This window comes from Enterobacter sp. I4 (assembly GCF_022669095.1).
GTDB lineage: Bacteria > Pseudomonadota > Gammaproteobacteria > Enterobacterales > Enterobacteriaceae > Enterobacter > Enterobacter pasteurii.
Genome location: NZ_JALBUO010000001.1, coordinates 2,279,776 through 2,295,841, shown reverse-complemented (window position 1 = coordinate 2,295,841; position 16,066 = coordinate 2,279,776). Strand labels below are relative to the sequence as shown.

Genomic DNA, 16,066 nt, shown 5'->3' with positions numbered 1-16,066 from the left:
CGGGGTGAGGGCAACAGGCCGCACAATTTTCACCCGTTCACCATCGCCAGGGTAAACCCATCCCAGCCTTTAACTCCGACCGTTTGTAGCGCGGTGGCGGTTAAGCGCGGATTATCCCCTATCATCTCGATAAATCGACGTACTCCCTGCACGCGCGCGTCGTCGCTTTGGCCGTTAATCACTTCACCCTCGCGCACCACGTTATCGCCGATAATCACCGTGCCGGGACGAGAGTAGTGCAGCGCCCATTCGAGATAGCCGGGGTTGTTCGGATGGACTCCTGATTTTTTCGCCATCTCCACGTGGGCTGAGGGATCCCTACAAATTAATGCGAGCACTGAGCAATCCCCTCGCCCATCTGGAGAGAGGGGAACATACGGCTGTACTGGTCATTCCATTGACTTTATGTTTCTTTCAACTTTGAAACGACAGGATCTGCCAACGTGCCAGGGTGGCTCAGCGCAGTCGCCGTCAACCTGGCTTCCGGCGGTAAATTGCCGCTTTGAATCGCTGAAAGTCCTCAGTCATTCTGAAAGCGGCATTATTATTGCATCTGTATAAAAAAATACAGGAGATTCCTCAGCCCCACAGGCAGAGGAATGCCTCCGCAAGATGTGTCGGCCATTACGGGCAATCTGAAGTAAACGGCGCTTGGGGCTACGCACATAAAACTATAAATCGTAAAGGGACTCCGATGGAGTCCCTTTTGCGATTAAATAAATTTTTACAGATAAACCAGCGTCATGGTGGTCTGACCATCCAGAGCGGTATCGTCTGTAATAGCCAGCGTTGCGGTATCGCTAATTACCAGATTGGTCACGAAGTTAAATGAAGCTGTTGTGATAGGCATTGGAGTGGTAGTGCCTTTTTCCGCAAAGGTGAGGATACTGAAAGCATCACTACGCGGACCGGAAGCTGCTGTCCATTTGCCATCAGGCCAGTCCAGATTGTGTGCAATTCCGTCAACGGAATTTCCATCGACAGTAGGATCCATCGTCCACATCGCGTAAGAACCAATTTTCACGCCGTTAGTGGTCGTTCCCACACCATAGGTTTTATACTTAGCAGAGGTGCTACCCCCTGTAGTACCCACCGGCACCGTCAATCCGGCATTGCTGTCGCTACGGTTATCGGTAAGGGTGAATCCCACTTTGGTTGGCGCGGAGCAGTGAATGGTCGCAGGAAGTTGTTTTTCACCAATGACGTTGCTTTCTGTTGCGGATAACTCACCCAGGTGAATAGCGCCATAATCAAACACGCCGCCGTTACCCAGTTCAACCGTACAAGAAGAGTTGGTTAACGTACCTGTAACTTTCAGAACAGCGGTTTCAGCTGCGAAAGCCGATGTAATACTTAATGATAAAATAGTGGTAAGAATGACTTTTTTCATCCCTGATAATTCCTTTAAATAAATATGATAACGAGAATAAGATGAATATGCGCGAATTATTTCACCCCTTAAGCATAATAATATAATTATGCTTGTATGTGTATTTAGGAGTACTAAATTTATTTATTAAAATTAATAAGTGGATTTACAAGCTGAAATATAGGATGGGATTATTGGCTGGATATATGCGTGATGAAATAACAAAGATATTATAACGTTAACCCCATTGCCATAATAGGGCCTCGATAAAATGTCGCCGATCGCGATACACGATGCTGGCAGTTCCTGGATACGAGTAGTGCAGCACCCGTATCGCCGGGGGCGAAATGTTGGCCCGGCAAGCGTAGCGCCACCGGGCATGTCTTCAGGCACTGACCCAGCCGCCGCCCAGCGCTTTATACAAATCAATCTGCGCCAGCAGCAGGTTATTTTTCACCTGCACCACGTTTGTTTGCACCGAGAACAGCGTGCGCTGTGCGTCCAGCACGTCCAGATAGGACGAGTACCCGTTGCGATAGCGGTTCTGCGCAATGCGCAGCGTCTCCTGTGCCACCTCCTGCTGGGCCAGCAGTTCGGCCAGCTGTTCCTGATAGCGCGTAATGGCGTCAAGGCTGTTGTTCACCTCCGCAAAAGCGTTGCGAACGATTTTCTCGTAGCCGTACAGCGCCTGGTTACGCTGCGACTGGGAAATATCCACCTGCGCGTTCAGCGCCTGGCGGTTCAGCAGCGGGGCGAGAACGCTGCCGCCCACGCTCCAGAGCTGGAGCGGATTGTCCAGCAGCCCTGGAAGGGTGCGATCCTGAACCGATCCGGTTGCCGTCAGGTTGATCGACGGCAGCAGGCTGGCGCGTGACGCGGCAAGCGTCGCATCGGCCGCGACCAGCTGGCGCTCGGCCTGAACGATGTCAGGACGTCGGTTAAGCAGCGACGACGGCAGCTGTGAAGGCAGCCTGAGCGGGGTGAGCGTGCTGAAGCTCTCGCTACGCGCCACCTCGCCGGGGTTGCTGCCCAGCAGCAGGCTAAGCGCGTTTTCCTGCTGCGCAATCTGGTGCTGGAGAAGCGGAACCTGCGCCCGGGTGGCGCGCAGCTCGGAGTCGGACTGCATCAGCTCCAGGCGCGAGCTGTAGCCCGTTTCGAACTGCCGCCTGGCAAGGTTAAAGGCTTCCTCCCGGGACTTCAGGGTGGAGCGGGTAACGCGCAGTTGTTCATCCAGCGACAGCAGGGTGACATACCCGGAGGCCACCGATGACGCAACGGTTAGATCCGCAGCCGCGGCGGCCGCCTTTTGCGCCTCCAGCGACGCTTCGGCGGCGCTGGCGGTGCTGCGGTTTACGCCCCAGATATCAACGTCGTAGCTGGCGGTCAGGCTGCCTTTGTACAACGCGCCGTATACCGGAAGCCCCGTCGCGGCGGACTGCGACCGGGCGCGCGTGCCCGAGATGCCCGCATCCAGGGAGGGAAACAGGCTGCCGTCGGCAGCGTACACCCGCGCCTGGTATTCGTTAATCCGCTCGCGGGCAATGAGCACGTCGCTGTTGTTCCTGAGCGCCCGCTCCACGTAGCGGTTCAGATTGTTGTCGTGGAAATTCCGCCACCAGAGCTGCTCCGCCGGGCTGTTCGGCCCCGACGCGGCGCGCCACTGCTCAGGAATGTGCAGTGACGATGTGGCTGGCTCAACGTCTACCGACTGGCAACCCGCCAGCATAACCATCATCAGCAGGCCAGCTATCGGGCGAAGCGTCATGGTTTCGCCTCCCGCGTGTCAATGGTCACCTGCACCGACATGCCCGGACGCAGCAGCCGGTAATCCTCCGGTTCGCCGAGCACCTCAATGCGCACCGGAATACGCTGGGCGATTTTGACGAAATTCCCGGTAGCGTTATCCGGGGTAATGGCGCTGAACTCGACGCCCGTTGCCGGGGAAATGCTCTCCACGCGGCCCTGATAGGCTTTGTTGTTGAGCGCATCGACGGTGAATTTAACCGGCTGACCGACGCGCAGCTCCGCAAGCTGCGTCTCCTTAATATTGGCAATAACCCAGTGCTGCGGGGGAACCAGGGTGGTGAGATGGGTTCCGGCGGTCACGTACGCCCCCAGGCGCACCGCGATCTGCCCAAGCTGGCCGTCCCGCGGGGCGACAATGCGGGTATTTTGCAGGTCAATCTGCGCCAGCTCCAGCGCGGCTTTGGCGTTTTCAACATCCGCTTCCAGCGCAGCGCGGTTCACGATTACCGTCTGCAAATCCTGACGCGACATCTCAAGCGTTGCTTTCGCCTGGTCGATGTTGGCGCTGCCCTGCGCGGCACTCGCCAGCGCCGCATCGCGCTCGCGAATGGAGAGGGAGCCGTCCGCGGTCAGTTCCTTAACGCGTTTTAAATCCGCCTGGTTTTTCAGGCTCTGCGCGCGGGCGTTTTTCAGCGCCGCCTCGTTACTGACGATCGCCGCTTCCGCGCTTTTTCGCTGTTGCAGGTTGTTATTCAGCGCCGCAACCTTCATTGCCAGCTGCGCTTCGGCCTGATGCACGCGCTGGCGATAGATGCGGTCATCAATTTGCAGCAGCAGCTCGCCTTTTTTAACCTGCGCGAAATCCTGCACGCGTACCTCGGTGATATAGCCATTCACCTGCGGGCTGATAAACGTCGTCTGGCCGCGCACGTAGGCGTTATCGGTAAACTGCACGTGGCGGGTGAACGGCGGCAGCTGCCACGCGTACAGGATCGCCAGTACCCCGACTATACCGATGGCGGCGGCGGTGAAAACGGAAACCACGCGCACGTTTTTGCGGGTGTTAGCCTGCTCTTTGGCGGCGTCCTGCTGACTCATAACTTCTCCTGAAAAATAATCATTGCTTATTGCCAGTGGCGTGCTTAAGGGCCATACGGGCGGTGATGCGCAGGCGCAGCAAGCGCCATAAAATCCAGACCAGCGTGGCAGTAGCAATGCTCGCCGTCAGTAGATAAGTATCGTTGTAAGCCAGAATATTTGCCTCAAGGGCGGTCACCGTCTGAAGCTGGGTAATGGCCTGGGTGCCCAGCAGAGCGCTGTCACCAATCAGGCTTTTGTACATCTGGGTGTAAAGCTGAATACGTTCGTTCACCAGCGGGTTGAGGGTGGTGAGCTGGTCGGCCAGCAGGCTGGAGTGGTACTTTTCGCGCCAGGTCTGGAAGGTGCCGAGAATAGCGGAACCCAGCAGGCCCCCGAGGTTCTGGCTCATGCCGAACATTACCGAGAAGCTGACCAGGTTACGCGGATCGGCAATCACGCCGCCGATGGCGGCCAGCATGGCCGGGGCGAGGAAGAAGGCGCTGCCGAAGCCCAGCAGGAACTGGCTGAGGATCAGCTGGTCCGGGCGGGTCAGGTTGTTGGACTGGCTGTCCAGCAGCGAGGCGACAATCATCAGCACCAGGGACGTTATAATCGGCCAGGCCAGCCTGGTGGGCTTAATCGTCAGGCAACTGGTGACGATACCGCAGACGATCCCGGCGAAGATAGCCCACGCCAGATGCGTCATCTGCTCGTTCTGCAGGCCCACGTACTGCAGCCAGCCGATGACGCCGGTGTTCTGTTCCGCCAGCACGATGCGGATCAGCAGCATAATCAGCCCCAGGCGCACGATGCTGCCGCTGGACAGCCAGCGGGTGTTCAGCAGCGGGTTACTGCGATTATGCTCAAACGTGATGGCGGAGACGATCAGCACCAGCGAGAGCGCCAGCGCCCAGCCGATCCACGGCGCTTCAAACCACCAGTCGAGCCGTCCCAAAGAGAGCACCGCGCAGAGCAGGGCCATTCCGGGGGCCATTAAGAAGAAGGTAATAAAATCTTTTTTCTCAAATACCTTACGGCGGTCGCCGGGGGGCAGCTTCAGGGCTATCACGCAGGCCAGGGAGATCAGCGCCAGACCCAGTTCAAAGAAATAGAGCCCGCGCCACTCGTCCAGCTGTAGTAGCTCGGTCGAAAAAAGGCGGGCCAGAGGGATGGCGAGAGAAGAACCGGTGATGCCGATGGTCAGCGCCTTTAGCCGGTGCTTTGCGGGCCAGGCCTGGATTTGGTAATAAATGCCGAGCGAGCTCAGCGCGGCGGCCACCATCCCGTGCGCGGCGCGGACCATAAGCGCGGAGCTAAGGTCGTTCACGAACAGGTGGAAGAACGTCACCAGCACGTACAGCACCAGAAAACCTTCCGTAAAGGCGCGCAGACCGTACTGCTGGCGGAACTTCACCAGCAGCAGGTTAATGGAGATGTTGGTCATCACGTAGACCGCCGGCAGCCAGGCTATCTCCGTAGACCAGGCGCCAAACGTACCCTGCAAATTTTGCAGGTTGGCGGTGACCAGCGCATTGCCCAGGGCTCCGGTCAGGCATACCAGCAGGCCAACGACGCCATAGGCAATCCGTTTGGGCGTGCTGTGTTCCGGCGTGGAAGGCGAACCCAGCAGGGCGGGTTTCTCATGTGGCTGCCACTCGCGAGGAGCATAAGGGTCGCGTTTGGGCAGGCGCATAACGGGGGTTACCTTATGAAAAGTGGAATAATTTGCGAGCTAATAAGTCTACGTCTGACGTAAATAATAATTCAAGTGAATATGATTCTCACAGCTTAATCAAATCTCAGGACTGCGCTGAAAAATCAGCGGTCAGTGCTTTTTCAGCAATCTGCCATAGCATGACATTCTGAAAGGGGGATAATCAAAGGCTCTGTATGCTGTAAGGAGGTAACGATGACACTGGCACTTTTTCCCTGTCTGCCCGGCTCGACGCTCAACGCCGTCAATACCGTCGGGAAGTGGCTGGCGCAGGATGACTATCAGGCCAGCCAGCCGCTGATCTGGTGATTCTGGCGGGTAACGCGGTGATCCCCGCGATTGATGCTGCCTGTAACATCGCGGCAGAACAGCGTGCTCCACTGATCGTCAGCGGCGGCATCGGGCACTCAACCACTTTCCTGTACGCCGCGATTGCGAAACATCCTCGCTATAACCGGCTGCCCACCACCGGCCGCCCGGAAGCTGCCATCCTGGCCGATATCGCGCGTGAGTTCTGGAACATCCCGGCTGAAAACATTGTTATTGAAGATCAGTCTACCAACTGCGGCGAGAATGCCCGCTTTAGCCGGGAGCTTATCAGGCATCGCGGCCTTAACGACGCGCGGATACTGGTGGTACAGGACCCGACCATGCAGCGGCGCACGATGGCCACCTTTGCCCGCGTTTTCCGTGATGAACCGGTTTCGCCCGCGTGGTTAAGCCACCCTGGCCTCACGCCGGTCCTGAAAAACAGCGACGACGGTCTGGCGTTTGTTGGTTCGGGCGAAGGGCTGTGGCCTGTCGAGCGCTATCTGTCGCTGGTGCTGGGAGAACTTCCGCGCCTGCGGGACGACGTTAACGGCTACGGCCCGGCGGGGCGCGACTTTATCAACCATGTCGACATCCCGGCAGAGGTAGAGGAAGCGTGGCAAACTTTGCGCAATGACGCGATCCTCACCGACGCGCTGGTCAGCCGCTCGCTGCTGTAACGTTCTGCCCGTTTGCGCCATCTTTTACGCAAACGGGCACCTTATGTTGCCGGTTTGTGACTTTTAATAACCGGCTGACCCGATTCTTTTATGAGATATCTCACAAAAACAGCCAGCCAGGGTAGGCAACGGCGCCGGTAATTATAATTTTTAACAATGCATTCACTTGTTAAAAACAGCGTAATTACAGGAGCAGGTCATGACAGTACCCGTACAACATCCTATGTATATCGATGGACAGTTTGTTGCCTGGCAGGGGGACGCCTGGATTGACGTGATCAATCCCGCCACCGAGGAGGTCATTTCCCGCATTCCAGACGGCGGCGCGGAAGATGCCCGTAAAGCGATTGACGCGGCTGAGCGCGCACAGGCCGGCTGGGAGGCGCTGCCGGCCATTGAGCGGGCAGGCTGGCTGCGTAAAATCTCCGCCGGGATCCGCGAACGGGCGGATGAAATTGCGGCGCTGATTGTGGCAGAAGGTGGAAAAATCCAGCAGCTGGCGGCGGTGGAAGTTAACTTTACCGCTGACTATATCGATTATATGGCCGAGTGGGCGCGTCGCTATGAAGGCGAAATCATCCAGAGCGACCGCCCGGGCGAGAACATCCTGGTCTTTAAACGCGCGCTGGGCGTTACCACCGGTATCCTGCCGTGGAACTTCCCGTTCTTCCTGATTGCCCGCAAGCTTGCGCCCGCGCTGCTGACCGGCAACACCATCGTGATTAAGCCGAGCGAATTTACCCCGAATAACGCCATTGCGTTCGCCAAAATCGTCGATGAGATTGGCCTGCCGAAAGGCGTGTTTAACCTTGTGCTGGGCCGCGGCGAAACCGTCGGCCAGGAGCTGGCGGGCAATCCTAAAGTGGCGTTGGTCAGCATGACAGGAAGCGTCGGTGCGGGTGAGAAAATCATGGCGGCGGCTGCGAAAAACATCACCAAAGTGGGGCTTGAGCTCGGCGGTAAAGCGCCGGCCATCGTGATGGATGATGCAGATCTGGAGCTGGCCGTTAAGGCCATTGTAGACTCGCGCGTCATAAACTCCGGGCAGGTGTGTAACTGTGCAGAGCGCGTTTACGTGCAGAAGGGAATTTACGACCGCTTTGTCAACCGCCTGGGGGAGGCGATGAAGGCCGTGCAGTTTGGCGATCCGGCTGAACGTACCGATATTGCGATGGGGCCGCTGATTAACGCCGCCGCGCTGGAGCGGGTCGAGCAGAAGGTGGCGCGCGCGGTGCAGGAGGGAGCAAGAGTCGTTCTCGGCGGTGAGGCTGTGCAGGGAAGAGGATATTTTTATCCTCCAACCCTGCTGCTCGACGTGCGCCAGGAGATGGCAATTATGCACGAGGAAACCTTCGGTCCGGTGCTGCCCGTGGCGGTATTTGAAACGCTGGAGGAGGCGCTGAACATGGCTAATGACAGCGACTATGGGTTAACGTCTTCCATATATACCCGGGATCTGAACGTGGCGATGAAGGCCATCAGGGGGCTGAAGTTTGGCGAGACCTACATCAACCGCGAGAACTTTGAAGCGATGCAGGGATTCCACGCGGGCTGGCGCAAGTCCGGCATCGGTGGGGCGGACGGCAAGCACGGTCTGAATGAATACCTGCAAACACAGGTCGTCTACCTGCAGGCGTAAAAAAAGCCGGGCCAGCGCAACCCGCTGACCCGGCATGAATAACGCGTATTTGTTTACAGATAAACCAGCGTCATGGTGTTCTGGCCATCCAGTGCGGTATCGTCGGTGATGGCCAGCGTTGAGGTATCCCGAATCACCAGATTGGTGACGAAGTTAAAGTTCGCTGTCGTGAACGCCATTGGGGTAGTTGTGCCCGTTTCGGCAAACGCGAGGGTATTATACCCATCGCTGCGAGGAATGCCGTTTTTATTCCATTTGGTTGAAGGCCAGTCGTGGTTATTCGCGATACTGTCCGCGGACTTACCGTCTACGCTTACGCCCGTAATCCACATACCGTAATTACCGATTTTCACGTCCTGAGCCGTTTTACCTACGCCATAGGTATAATATTTGGCCGTCTGGTTCAAATTACCTGCGATATCAACCGGCAGTTGAGCATTAGTGTCGCCGCGATTGTCGGTGATAGTGAAACCCATTTTAGTTGGCGCGGTGCAGCTAATGGTCACCGGGATCTTTTTTTCACCGATTTTGTTATTCGCGCCTTCTGATAATTCACCCAGGCGAATATAACCGTAATCAATAACGCCGCCGTTGCCCAGTTCCGCCGTGCAGGACGCGTTGGTTAATGTGCCTGCAACTTTAATAATGGCAGTGTCTGCGGCGAAAGCTGATGAAGTGATAAGGGCGAGGGTTGTGGCCAGAATGACTTTTTTCATCCTTGATTTCCTTTGCTTGATTTTAAAACATGCGGGGCAGATAAGAGAACGCCGCGATGGCGTCCTTACCCATCGGCGGGAATAATATTTATTATTCGTTTTTTGGTATATTTATTAAAATTTAATCCACTTTGTAGAAAAAATTAAGTTATGAGAATCCCGAAATTTAAGAAATCTTTTTAATTGGTGGTGTGAATATAACTACGGTAAAAGTACCGGTTCAGGCACTCGCTGAACCGGTATAGGCAACGTCTGTGATTAGAGGTACACCAGCGTCATTGTGGTCTGACCATCCAGCGCGGTATCGTCGGTTATGGCCAGGGTGGCGGTATCACGAATTGCCAGGCTGGTGACGACGTTAAAGTTAGCCGTCGTGATGGCCATAGGAACGGTTGTGCCTGTTTCAGCAAAAGTAAGGGTCTGGAGGCCATCGCTGCGAGAAATTCCGGCTTTTTCCCACTTGGTTGAAACCCAGCCTTGGTTTTGCCCAATATTATCCGCGGCTTGACCGTTTACGGTGGAGCCGCTAATCGACACGCCGTAGTTACCAATCTTAATCCCCTCAGGCGTCAACCCTACGCCGAAGGTGTAATATTTTGCAGTCACGTCCTTATTTTTCGCAATATCAACAGGGACCTGCGCATTGCTGTCGGCGCGGTTATCGGTCATGATGAAGCCGACCTTGGTTGGCGTGGTGCAGGTGATGCTCACAGGAATCTGTTTTTCACCAAGCTTATTATTGGCTGTATCTGATAGTTCGCCGAGGCGAATGTAACCGTAATCAATAACACCGCCGTTACCCAGTTCTGCCGTGCAGGCCGCGTTGGTTAACGTGCCTGTAACTTTAATAATGGCAGTGTCTGCTGCGAAAGCTGATGAAGCAATGAGGGCGATGGTTGTTGCCAGAATGACTTTTTTCATCCTTGATTTCCTTTGCGTGATTGTAATATTTGCGGAGCAGATAAGAGAACGCCGCGATGGCGTCCTTACCCATCGGCGGGAATAATATTTATCATTCGTTTTTTGGTATATTTATTAAAATTTAATCTACTTTTTAGAAAAAATAAAGTTATGCGGATGCGGAAAATGAATGAAGCGTTTTTAATTGGTGGCATGAATATAATTACGGTGAAAGTACCGGTTCAGCCACGCGCTGAACCAGTATAGTTCAATGTGTAGTTAAAGGTACACCAGCGTCATCGTCGCCTGACCGTCGAGAGGGGTATCGTCGGTAATAGCCAGCGCTGCGGTATCGCGGATCGTCAGGTTAGTAACAAAGTTAAAGTTAGCCGTGGTAATGGCAATCGGCGCCTCGGTTCCGGTTGCCGCAAAGGAGGTGGTCGTAAACGCATCGCTGCGCGGGATCCCGGTTTTATGCCACTTAGACGCTTCCCAGTCGTGGTTGTTGCTCACCGGATCTACCGTATTGCCATCCGCCGTAACATCCGTCATCCACATGCCGTAGTTACCAATTTTAACGCCTTCGGTCGTGGTGCCCACGCCGTAGGTATAATATTTAGCAGACTGGTTCTGGTTACCACCAATATCCAGCGGAAGCTGCGCATTGCTGTCGGCGCGGTTATCAAGAATGGTAAAGCCCACTTTGGTTGGCGCCGTACAGGTAATGGTTACCGGAACCTGCTTCATGCCAATTTTGTTATTTTCCGTTGCGGATAAATCACCGAGACGAATAAAACCGTAATCGATAACCCCCCCATTGCCAATGGAAGGCGAACAGGCAGCATTCGTCAGGGTGCCCTGTACTTTTAATACCGCGGTTGGTTCTGCGAAAGCTGAGGCGCTGGCCAGCGCGATTAATGAAGCTAAAATAACTTTTTTCATTGTTGTTCCTTAACAATATAAAGATGGGCGTTTAACGTGACAGGCGTAATTGCATGTCTTGCAATTATATTATTGGGATGGCTTATAAAATTAAAGCAACTATATTTAAAAGCTGATTTTAGAAGTTCTAATGATAATTAACGGTGAATACTAAACTTAAGTGAATAATATTACCCGAGAAAATTAATGACAGCGTAAAAGCCATTTCTGCGTGTCGCGTTGGGCGGACAGCAGCGCACTTAGTTACGGCAATGACCCTTCAATGCATATGTAACTGGCAGCTGAAGAGGCGCATGCGAGGGGACCGACCGGGTAAGCATACAGAAAAGTTAATGAATTTTTAAGGAAAGGAGATTATGTTGGCGCGGTAACTGTGTTTAATCGGGAAAGTACATGCGTACAAAATATACAAGCCTGCAAATCGGCATTCACTGGCTGGTGTTTCTGCTGGTCATCGTCGCCTACTGCGCCATGGAGTTCAGGGGGTTCTTCCCGCGCACCGCGCGTCCGACGATCAATATGATCCATGTCTCCTGCGGCATCAGTATCCTGGTGCTGATGGTGGCGCGTCTGCTGGTTCGCCTCAGGTTCCCCGCGCCACCGATTCAACCGAAGCCAAAAGCAATGGTCACGGGACTGTCTCACCTGGGGCATCTGGTGATTTATCTGCTGTTTATTGCGCTGCCGTTGATTGGCCTTGTGATGATGTACAGCCGCGGAAATGACTGGTTTGCCTTCGGCATGGTGATGCCGCATGCGGCGGAGTCAAATTTTGACCTGGTGGATACGCTCAAGGCGTGGCACGTCACGCTGGCGAATCTGGGATATTTCGTGATTGGCCTGCACGCGTTTGCCGCGCTGCTGCATCACTATTTCTGGAAGGATAATACGCTTCTGCGCATGATGCCGAAAAAGCGCCAGTGAATGAAATGCCCTGCAAACCGCAGGGCATTTTTTTGCTAGTTACTGAAGCTGCGCAATCTCCTGCGCGGTCAATTCCAGCGCCTGCGTTGAGCCGGTTTCGGAAGATTTCACCGCCGCTTCCAGCACCGCCATCACCGCCAGCGCCTCTACCGGGCGCACCGGATTTTCGATTTCTCCGCTCAGCGCATCGCGCACGTTAATGTAGTACTGACGCTGATCGCCGTCGGGCGTGCGCAGGGTACTGGCTTCCCCCTGAGCGTTAAACAGCACCATATCGTCGCTGTCCTTGCCCCAGCTTTCGCTTCCCGGGATAACGCCCGCCAGCAGCTGCGCTTCCTGCTGATCGATACGCGCCTTCACCACGCTGGCTTTGTCCCCGTGTACGGTAAAGCGCGAAACGCCGCCGGCCACCAGCATGCTGCAATGAAGCACTACCCTGTGTTCCGGGTAATTGAGCACCACGTGCGCCCAGTCGTTAATTTCCGCGCCGTCGCGCAGGGTGGCGATATTGCCCTGTACGGACTGCGGCAGACCAAACAGCTGCAGCGCCTGGTCAATCATGTGCGGGCCTAAATCGAACCACAGGCCGCTGCCGGGAACGTTTTGCTCTCTCCAGCGGACGCGAACCTCCGGGCGGAAGCGGTCAATGTGTGACTCAAAGTGTTTAACCCTGCCGATGCTGCCTTGCTTAATAACCTGCTTAATGCCGAGAAAGTCGGTATCCCAGCGGCGGTTATGGAAAACGGAGAGCAGCAGCCGTTTTCCGTCCGCAAGCGCGATCAGGTCCCGCGCTTCCTGCATGTCGAGGGTGAAAGGCTTATCCACGACCACGTGTTTACCGGCGTTCAGGGCAAGCGTCGCCAGCGGGGCGTGGGTGGCGTTAGGGGAGGCAATCACCACCAGATCGACATCAGGATGCTGAATCGCCTCTTCTGGCGTAGCCACCACCTGCACGTCCGGAAGATCGCGTTTTACCTTCTCCTCATCGCGGGAAGAAACCACCGCCAGCTTAAGCCCGTCGACGGACTGGATCAGCGGGGCGTGAAAGGTTTTACCGACAAACCCATAGCCGATCAGCGCAATATTTACTGTCTTCACTTTACTCATGACCTTCTCCACGTTAATGCGCGCAAACGGTGACCTGCACTGCGCTATGGTCCCCAAGCTCGGCCCAGGGACGATCTAAAAACAGCTGATGTATGTTGGATAACCCCGACACCAGATACGGTTCGCACTGGTTGAGCTTCAGATGGTCGGCGACGATCCAGTGCCTCTGGCTTGCGGCCAGCATGGCGCGCTTCACCTCCGCATCCGCTTCCTGGCTGGCGCTCAGGCCCAGCTCCGCATCAATGGCGCATGCGCCAAGAATGGCAATATCTGCCCGATAGCGCGAGAGCAGGGAAAGGGTAGCGCTGCCGGCGAACAGGCGCTGCTTCCTGTCCCACCTGCCGCCGAGGAGGATCAGCTCGATATCCTCCCGGTCGCTGACGTGATGGGCGATATCCAGCGAGGTGGTAATGACGGTCAACGGTCCCTTAAGAAAAGAAGCTACGGCCAGCACCGTGCTTCCCGCATCCAGAAAAAGCGTTGAACCCGCCGGTACGCTTTCCGCGACGCGTTTACCGAGCCGCTGCTTGGTTTCAGGCAGCAGGGTATTTCTGCTCTGGCGGGTCATCGTTGAGAGATTCAGCGCGATGGCGCCGCCGTGGTTTTTCTGCGCCAGCCCCTGGTTTTCCAGGTCAGTCAGGTCGCGACGGATGGTATCGGCAGAAACCTGCAACTTCTCGGCAAGCTCGGTAATGCTGGCCTGGCCTCGTTCACTAAGGAGATCAAGCACGTATTTTTGACGGGCGGTTTTATGCATAGCGCGGTGAATCCTGCAAAATGTCGCAATAAATCGCATAATACAGCATCGCGGCGGAAAAGGAATGGGCGAGAGGCAGATGTTAAGCAAAGCAGTTCAATGGCGTTATTATTGATAATGCATTAATAAGCCTTAAAAAACATGTTTTTAACCCTTACGCTTGTTGTTATCGACATGTTTTATCTGAAAATTTGGTTTAAGTAACCAGGGTGGGCGGTAAATATGGAGTATTGATTTGATTGCAAATGGATTTGTAGGCTAATTATCTAGCCAATCATGTATTTGTGGTTAAATAATCTAAATATATCCTCCTCATTACCTAAACTGACACTTCTTTGAAAATCTTTGTGTCTGAACCGGCATGAAATTAACCCAAAAATGTACAGGCGACACTTTAGGAATTTTCCTTAAATTACAGCATGTTTATATGTTTCATCTGAAAGGCGTCTTATAGCCATTTGTCCAGAAACCCCATCTTTTTTCTTGCTTGTAACACCGCGTTAACATTGCGGGTGTGGTTGCTCATATCACATTTTGTTATGCTGCGAATCAATAAATAATTAAGTAAATTCTTAATTGTAATAAGACGCAGAACGGCTCTCATCTCAATTTGAAATGGGTGCGGGCCTCTATTACCTAAAAATTTTCGAGAAGGAGCGAGAAGATATTTGTCGAATTATCTGTACCTCTTCTTGGGTAATTATTTAGTCACCACCTGGATTCGGGAGAGATATTATGACGATGATGCGCAATAACAGGTTACTCAGAATATCCCTCTCCCTGGTCGTAATATCGCTGACCGCGACGGCGGCAAATGCAAATAGCGCTCAGGGGGGTATTGCTCCCGTTGCGGCAACCACGCTGAAGGAAAGTATTCTTTTCGCGCTCGATCGCGATCCGTCGGTTAGCCAGCAGGCTGCGCAGCTGGGAATTGGTCAGGCACAAATAGACGAAGCGCGCAGCGGCTGGATGCCACAAATATCCCTGAACGGAAGCACGGGCCATAGCCAGACTACCGATTCAAGCGGCTCGCTGCGCAACTCCGCCGCCTGGGGGCTGAGCCTGACGCAGCTGGTGTACGATTTTGGCAAGACCAACAACAGCATCAGCCGGTCTTCAGCGCAGCGTGACGGCTATCGCTACCAGCTGATGGGCACGCTCTCTGAGGTGGCGGAAAAAACGGCCCTCAGCTATGTGGAGGTCAAACGCTACAGCGATCTGCTGCAGGCGGCAAAAGAGAACGTGCAGGCGCTCAAAAACGTGGAACAGCTGGCGAAGCTGCGCGCCGACGCAGGCGTTAGCTCCACCTCTGACGAGCTTCAGACCCGCACGCGCATTGCCGGGATGCAGGCGACGGTAGAGCAGTACAACGCGTCCCTGAACAGCGCCCGCGCGAGGCTGGCGGTATTAACCGGCATTGAGGCTGAACGCTATTCTCCGGTGCCGGGAAGCCTGGCGGTGGAGCCCGGCGCGCTCAATCGCATTGATTATTCACTGATTCCGGCGGTGATGGCCGCGCAGAACATGGAGCGTTCAGCCCAGTACGGCGTTGAAACCGCAAAGTCGCAGCACTGGCCAACCCTGAGCCTGAAGGGGGGCCGAACCCGGTATGAGTCCGATAATCGCGCCTACTGGGACGACCAGATCCAGCTCAACATTGACGCACCGCTTTATCAGGGCGGCGCGGTCTCGGCACGCGTGCGCCAGGCTGAAGGGGCACGGGCGATGGCATCGTCTCAGGTCGATCAGGCCCGCTTCGATGTGCTGCAAAAAGCCTCCGTTGCGCAGGCCGACTGGACCGGCGCCCGGGGGCGAATGGAGGCCGGAAAACGGCAGCTGGAAAATGCGCTGCGTGCACGGGATGTCTATAAAAACGAATATACCCTGAGCAAGCGCAGCATTAACGATTTGCTCAGCGTGGAGCAGGACGTGTGGCAGGCCACCTCCGCCAAAATAATCGCTGAATATGACGGCTGGAGCGCGGCAATTAATTACGCCGCAGCCGTTGATAACCTTATGCCGCTAATTGGAATAGAGAAGAACGCTGCCGCAAAATTACCCGATTTGAGTTAATAAAAAACGCGCCTTCCTGCGCAAATTAGGTCTGATAAAAAATGGGTGTTTTTTCCCAGGGATAGCTACATCCATCTGGTGGACATATCCACAGGAATCCGCACACCTGC

At 54.8% G+C, this 16,066-nt stretch carries 12 protein-coding genes and 2 pseudogenes; 4 read left to right on the top strand and 10 right to left on the bottom strand.

Annotated features, from left to right (window positions below):
• Positions 1–29: 29 nt before the first annotated feature.
• The 5 genes and pseudogenes from MOQ06_RS10870 to MOQ06_RS10850 all read right to left on the bottom strand — a co-directional run.
• Positions 30–272, bottom strand: a pseudogene (locus MOQ06_RS10870) (methyltransferase); the annotation flags it as partial.
• A 452-nt stretch (positions 273–724) separates the two neighbouring features.
• Entirely contained in the window at positions 725–1,390 is a 666-nt protein-coding gene (locus MOQ06_RS10865; RefSeq protein WP_242172882.1) for a DUF1120 domain-containing protein, read from the bottom strand.
• A 364-nt stretch (positions 1,391–1,754) separates the two neighbouring features.
• A complete protein-coding gene (locus tag MOQ06_RS10860) occupies positions 1,755–3,134 on the bottom strand; it encodes an efflux transporter outer membrane subunit (RefSeq protein ID WP_242172881.1) in 1,380 nt (459 codons plus the stop codon).
• Positions 3,131–4,213 (bottom strand): HlyD family secretion protein, encoded by a 1,083-nt coding sequence (locus MOQ06_RS10855; protein ID WP_176610385.1) that lies wholly within the window; start codon positions 4,211–4,213, stop codon positions 3,131–3,133. Before MOQ06_RS10855 ends, MOQ06_RS10860 begins: the two co-directional genes overlap by 4 nt.
• A gap of 19 nt (positions 4,214–4,232) precedes the next feature.
• Positions 4,233–5,882 (bottom strand): MFS transporter, encoded by a 1,650-nt coding sequence (locus MOQ06_RS10850; protein ID WP_242173257.1) that lies wholly within the window; start codon positions 5,880–5,882, stop codon positions 4,233–4,235.
• A 222-nt stretch (positions 5,883–6,104) separates the two neighbouring features.
• Between MOQ06_RS10850 and MOQ06_RS10845 the strand changes: the two are divergent.
• Both MOQ06_RS10845 and aldA read left to right on the top strand, forming a co-directional pair.
• Positions 6,105–6,898 (top strand): annotated as a pseudogene (locus MOQ06_RS10845) (YdcF family protein).
• Positions 6,899–7,097: 199 nt separating this feature from the next.
• Complete coding sequence (aldA, locus tag MOQ06_RS10840; protein ID WP_242172879.1) at positions 7,098–8,537, top strand: aldehyde dehydrogenase; 1,440 nt, start codon at positions 7,098–7,100, stop codon at positions 8,535–8,537.
• 53 nt (positions 8,538–8,590) lie between these two features.
• On the opposite strand, the gene MOQ06_RS10835 is transcribed toward aldA, so the two are convergent.
• The 3 genes from MOQ06_RS10835 to MOQ06_RS10825 all read right to left on the bottom strand — a co-directional run bounded on the left by MOQ06_RS10835 (position 8,591) and on the right by MOQ06_RS10825 (position 11,095).
• A complete protein-coding gene (locus MOQ06_RS10835) occupies positions 8,591–9,253 on the bottom strand; it encodes a DUF1120 domain-containing protein (RefSeq protein WP_176610382.1) in 663 nt (220 codons plus the stop codon).
• Positions 9,254–9,511: 258 nt separating this feature from the next.
• On the bottom strand, positions 9,512–10,174 hold the full coding sequence (locus MOQ06_RS10830) for a DUF1120 domain-containing protein (protein ID WP_242172877.1): 663 nt from the start codon (positions 10,172–10,174) through the stop codon (positions 9,512–9,514).
• A 258-nt stretch (positions 10,175–10,432) separates the two neighbouring features.
• Entirely contained in the window at positions 10,433–11,095 is a 663-nt protein-coding gene (locus MOQ06_RS10825) for a DUF1120 domain-containing protein (RefSeq protein WP_242172875.1), read from the bottom strand.
• A gap of 393 nt (positions 11,096–11,488) precedes the next feature.
• Between MOQ06_RS10825 and cybB the strand changes: the two genes are divergently transcribed.
• Entirely contained in the window at positions 11,489–12,019 is a 531-nt protein-coding gene (gene cybB / locus MOQ06_RS10820) for a cytochrome b561 (protein ID WP_242172873.1), read from the top strand.
• 39 nt (positions 12,020–12,058) lie between these two features.
• Here cybB and MOQ06_RS10815 read toward each other — a convergent pair whose 3' ends face one another.
• Together MOQ06_RS10815 and MOQ06_RS10810 are read right to left on the bottom strand one after the other, a co-directional pair.
• Positions 12,059–13,126 carry an oxidoreductase gene (locus MOQ06_RS10815; protein ID WP_242172871.1) on the bottom strand — a complete coding sequence of 356 codons (1,068 nt, stop codon included), beginning with the start codon at positions 13,124–13,126 and terminating at the stop codon, positions 12,059–12,061.
• A gap of 13 nt (positions 13,127–13,139) precedes the next feature.
• Positions 13,140–13,883 (bottom strand): DeoR/GlpR family DNA-binding transcription regulator, encoded by a 744-nt coding sequence (locus MOQ06_RS10810; protein ID WP_176610377.1) that lies wholly within the window; start codon positions 13,881–13,883, stop codon positions 13,140–13,142.
• 735 nt (positions 13,884–14,618) lie between these two features.
• Here MOQ06_RS10810 and MOQ06_RS10805 point away from each other — a divergent pair.
• A complete protein-coding gene (locus MOQ06_RS10805) occupies positions 14,619–15,956 on the top strand; it encodes a TolC family outer membrane protein (RefSeq protein ID WP_242172869.1) in 1,338 nt (445 codons plus the stop codon).
• The last annotated feature ends 110 nt before the right edge of the window (positions 15,957–16,066 follow it).

What these genes read in the sequence shown, in the direction of transcription:
- MOQ06_RS10865 (WP_242172882.1), bottom strand. Translation starts at nt 1,390, where the DNA reads ATGAAAAAAGTCATTCTTACCACTATTTTATCATTAAGTATTACATCG.
- MOQ06_RS10860 (WP_242172881.1), bottom strand. Translation starts at nt 3,134, where the DNA reads ATGACGCTTCGCCCGATAGCTGGCCTGCTGATGATGGTTATGCTGGCG.
- MOQ06_RS10855 (WP_176610385.1), bottom strand. Translation starts at nt 4,213, where the DNA reads ATGAGTCAGCAGGACGCCGCCAAAGAGCAGGCTAACACCCGCAAAAAC.
- aldA (WP_242172879.1), top strand. Translation starts at nt 7,098, where the DNA reads ATGACAGTACCCGTACAACATCCTATGTATATCGATGGACAGTTTGTT.
- MOQ06_RS10835 (WP_176610382.1), bottom strand. Translation starts at nt 9,253, where the DNA reads ATGAAAAAAGTCATTCTGGCCACAACCCTCGCCCTTATCACTTCATCA.
- MOQ06_RS10830 (WP_242172877.1), bottom strand. Translation starts at nt 10,174, where the DNA reads ATGAAAAAAGTCATTCTGGCAACAACCATCGCCCTCATTGCTTCATCA.
- MOQ06_RS10825 (WP_242172875.1), bottom strand. Translation starts at nt 11,095, where the DNA reads ATGAAAAAAGTTATTTTAGCTTCATTAATCGCGCTGGCCAGCGCCTCA.
- cybB (WP_242172873.1), top strand. Translation starts at nt 11,489, where the DNA reads ATGCGTACAAAATATACAAGCCTGCAAATCGGCATTCACTGGCTGGTG.
- MOQ06_RS10815 (WP_242172871.1), bottom strand. Translation starts at nt 13,126, where the DNA reads ATGAGTAAAGTGAAGACAGTAAATATTGCGCTGATCGGCTATGGGTTT.
- MOQ06_RS10810 (WP_176610377.1), bottom strand. Translation starts at nt 13,883, where the DNA reads ATGCATAAAACCGCCCGTCAAAAATACGTGCTTGATCTCCTTAGTGAA.
- MOQ06_RS10805 (WP_242172869.1), top strand. Translation starts at nt 14,619, where the DNA reads ATGACGATGATGCGCAATAACAGGTTACTCAGAATATCCCTCTCCCTG.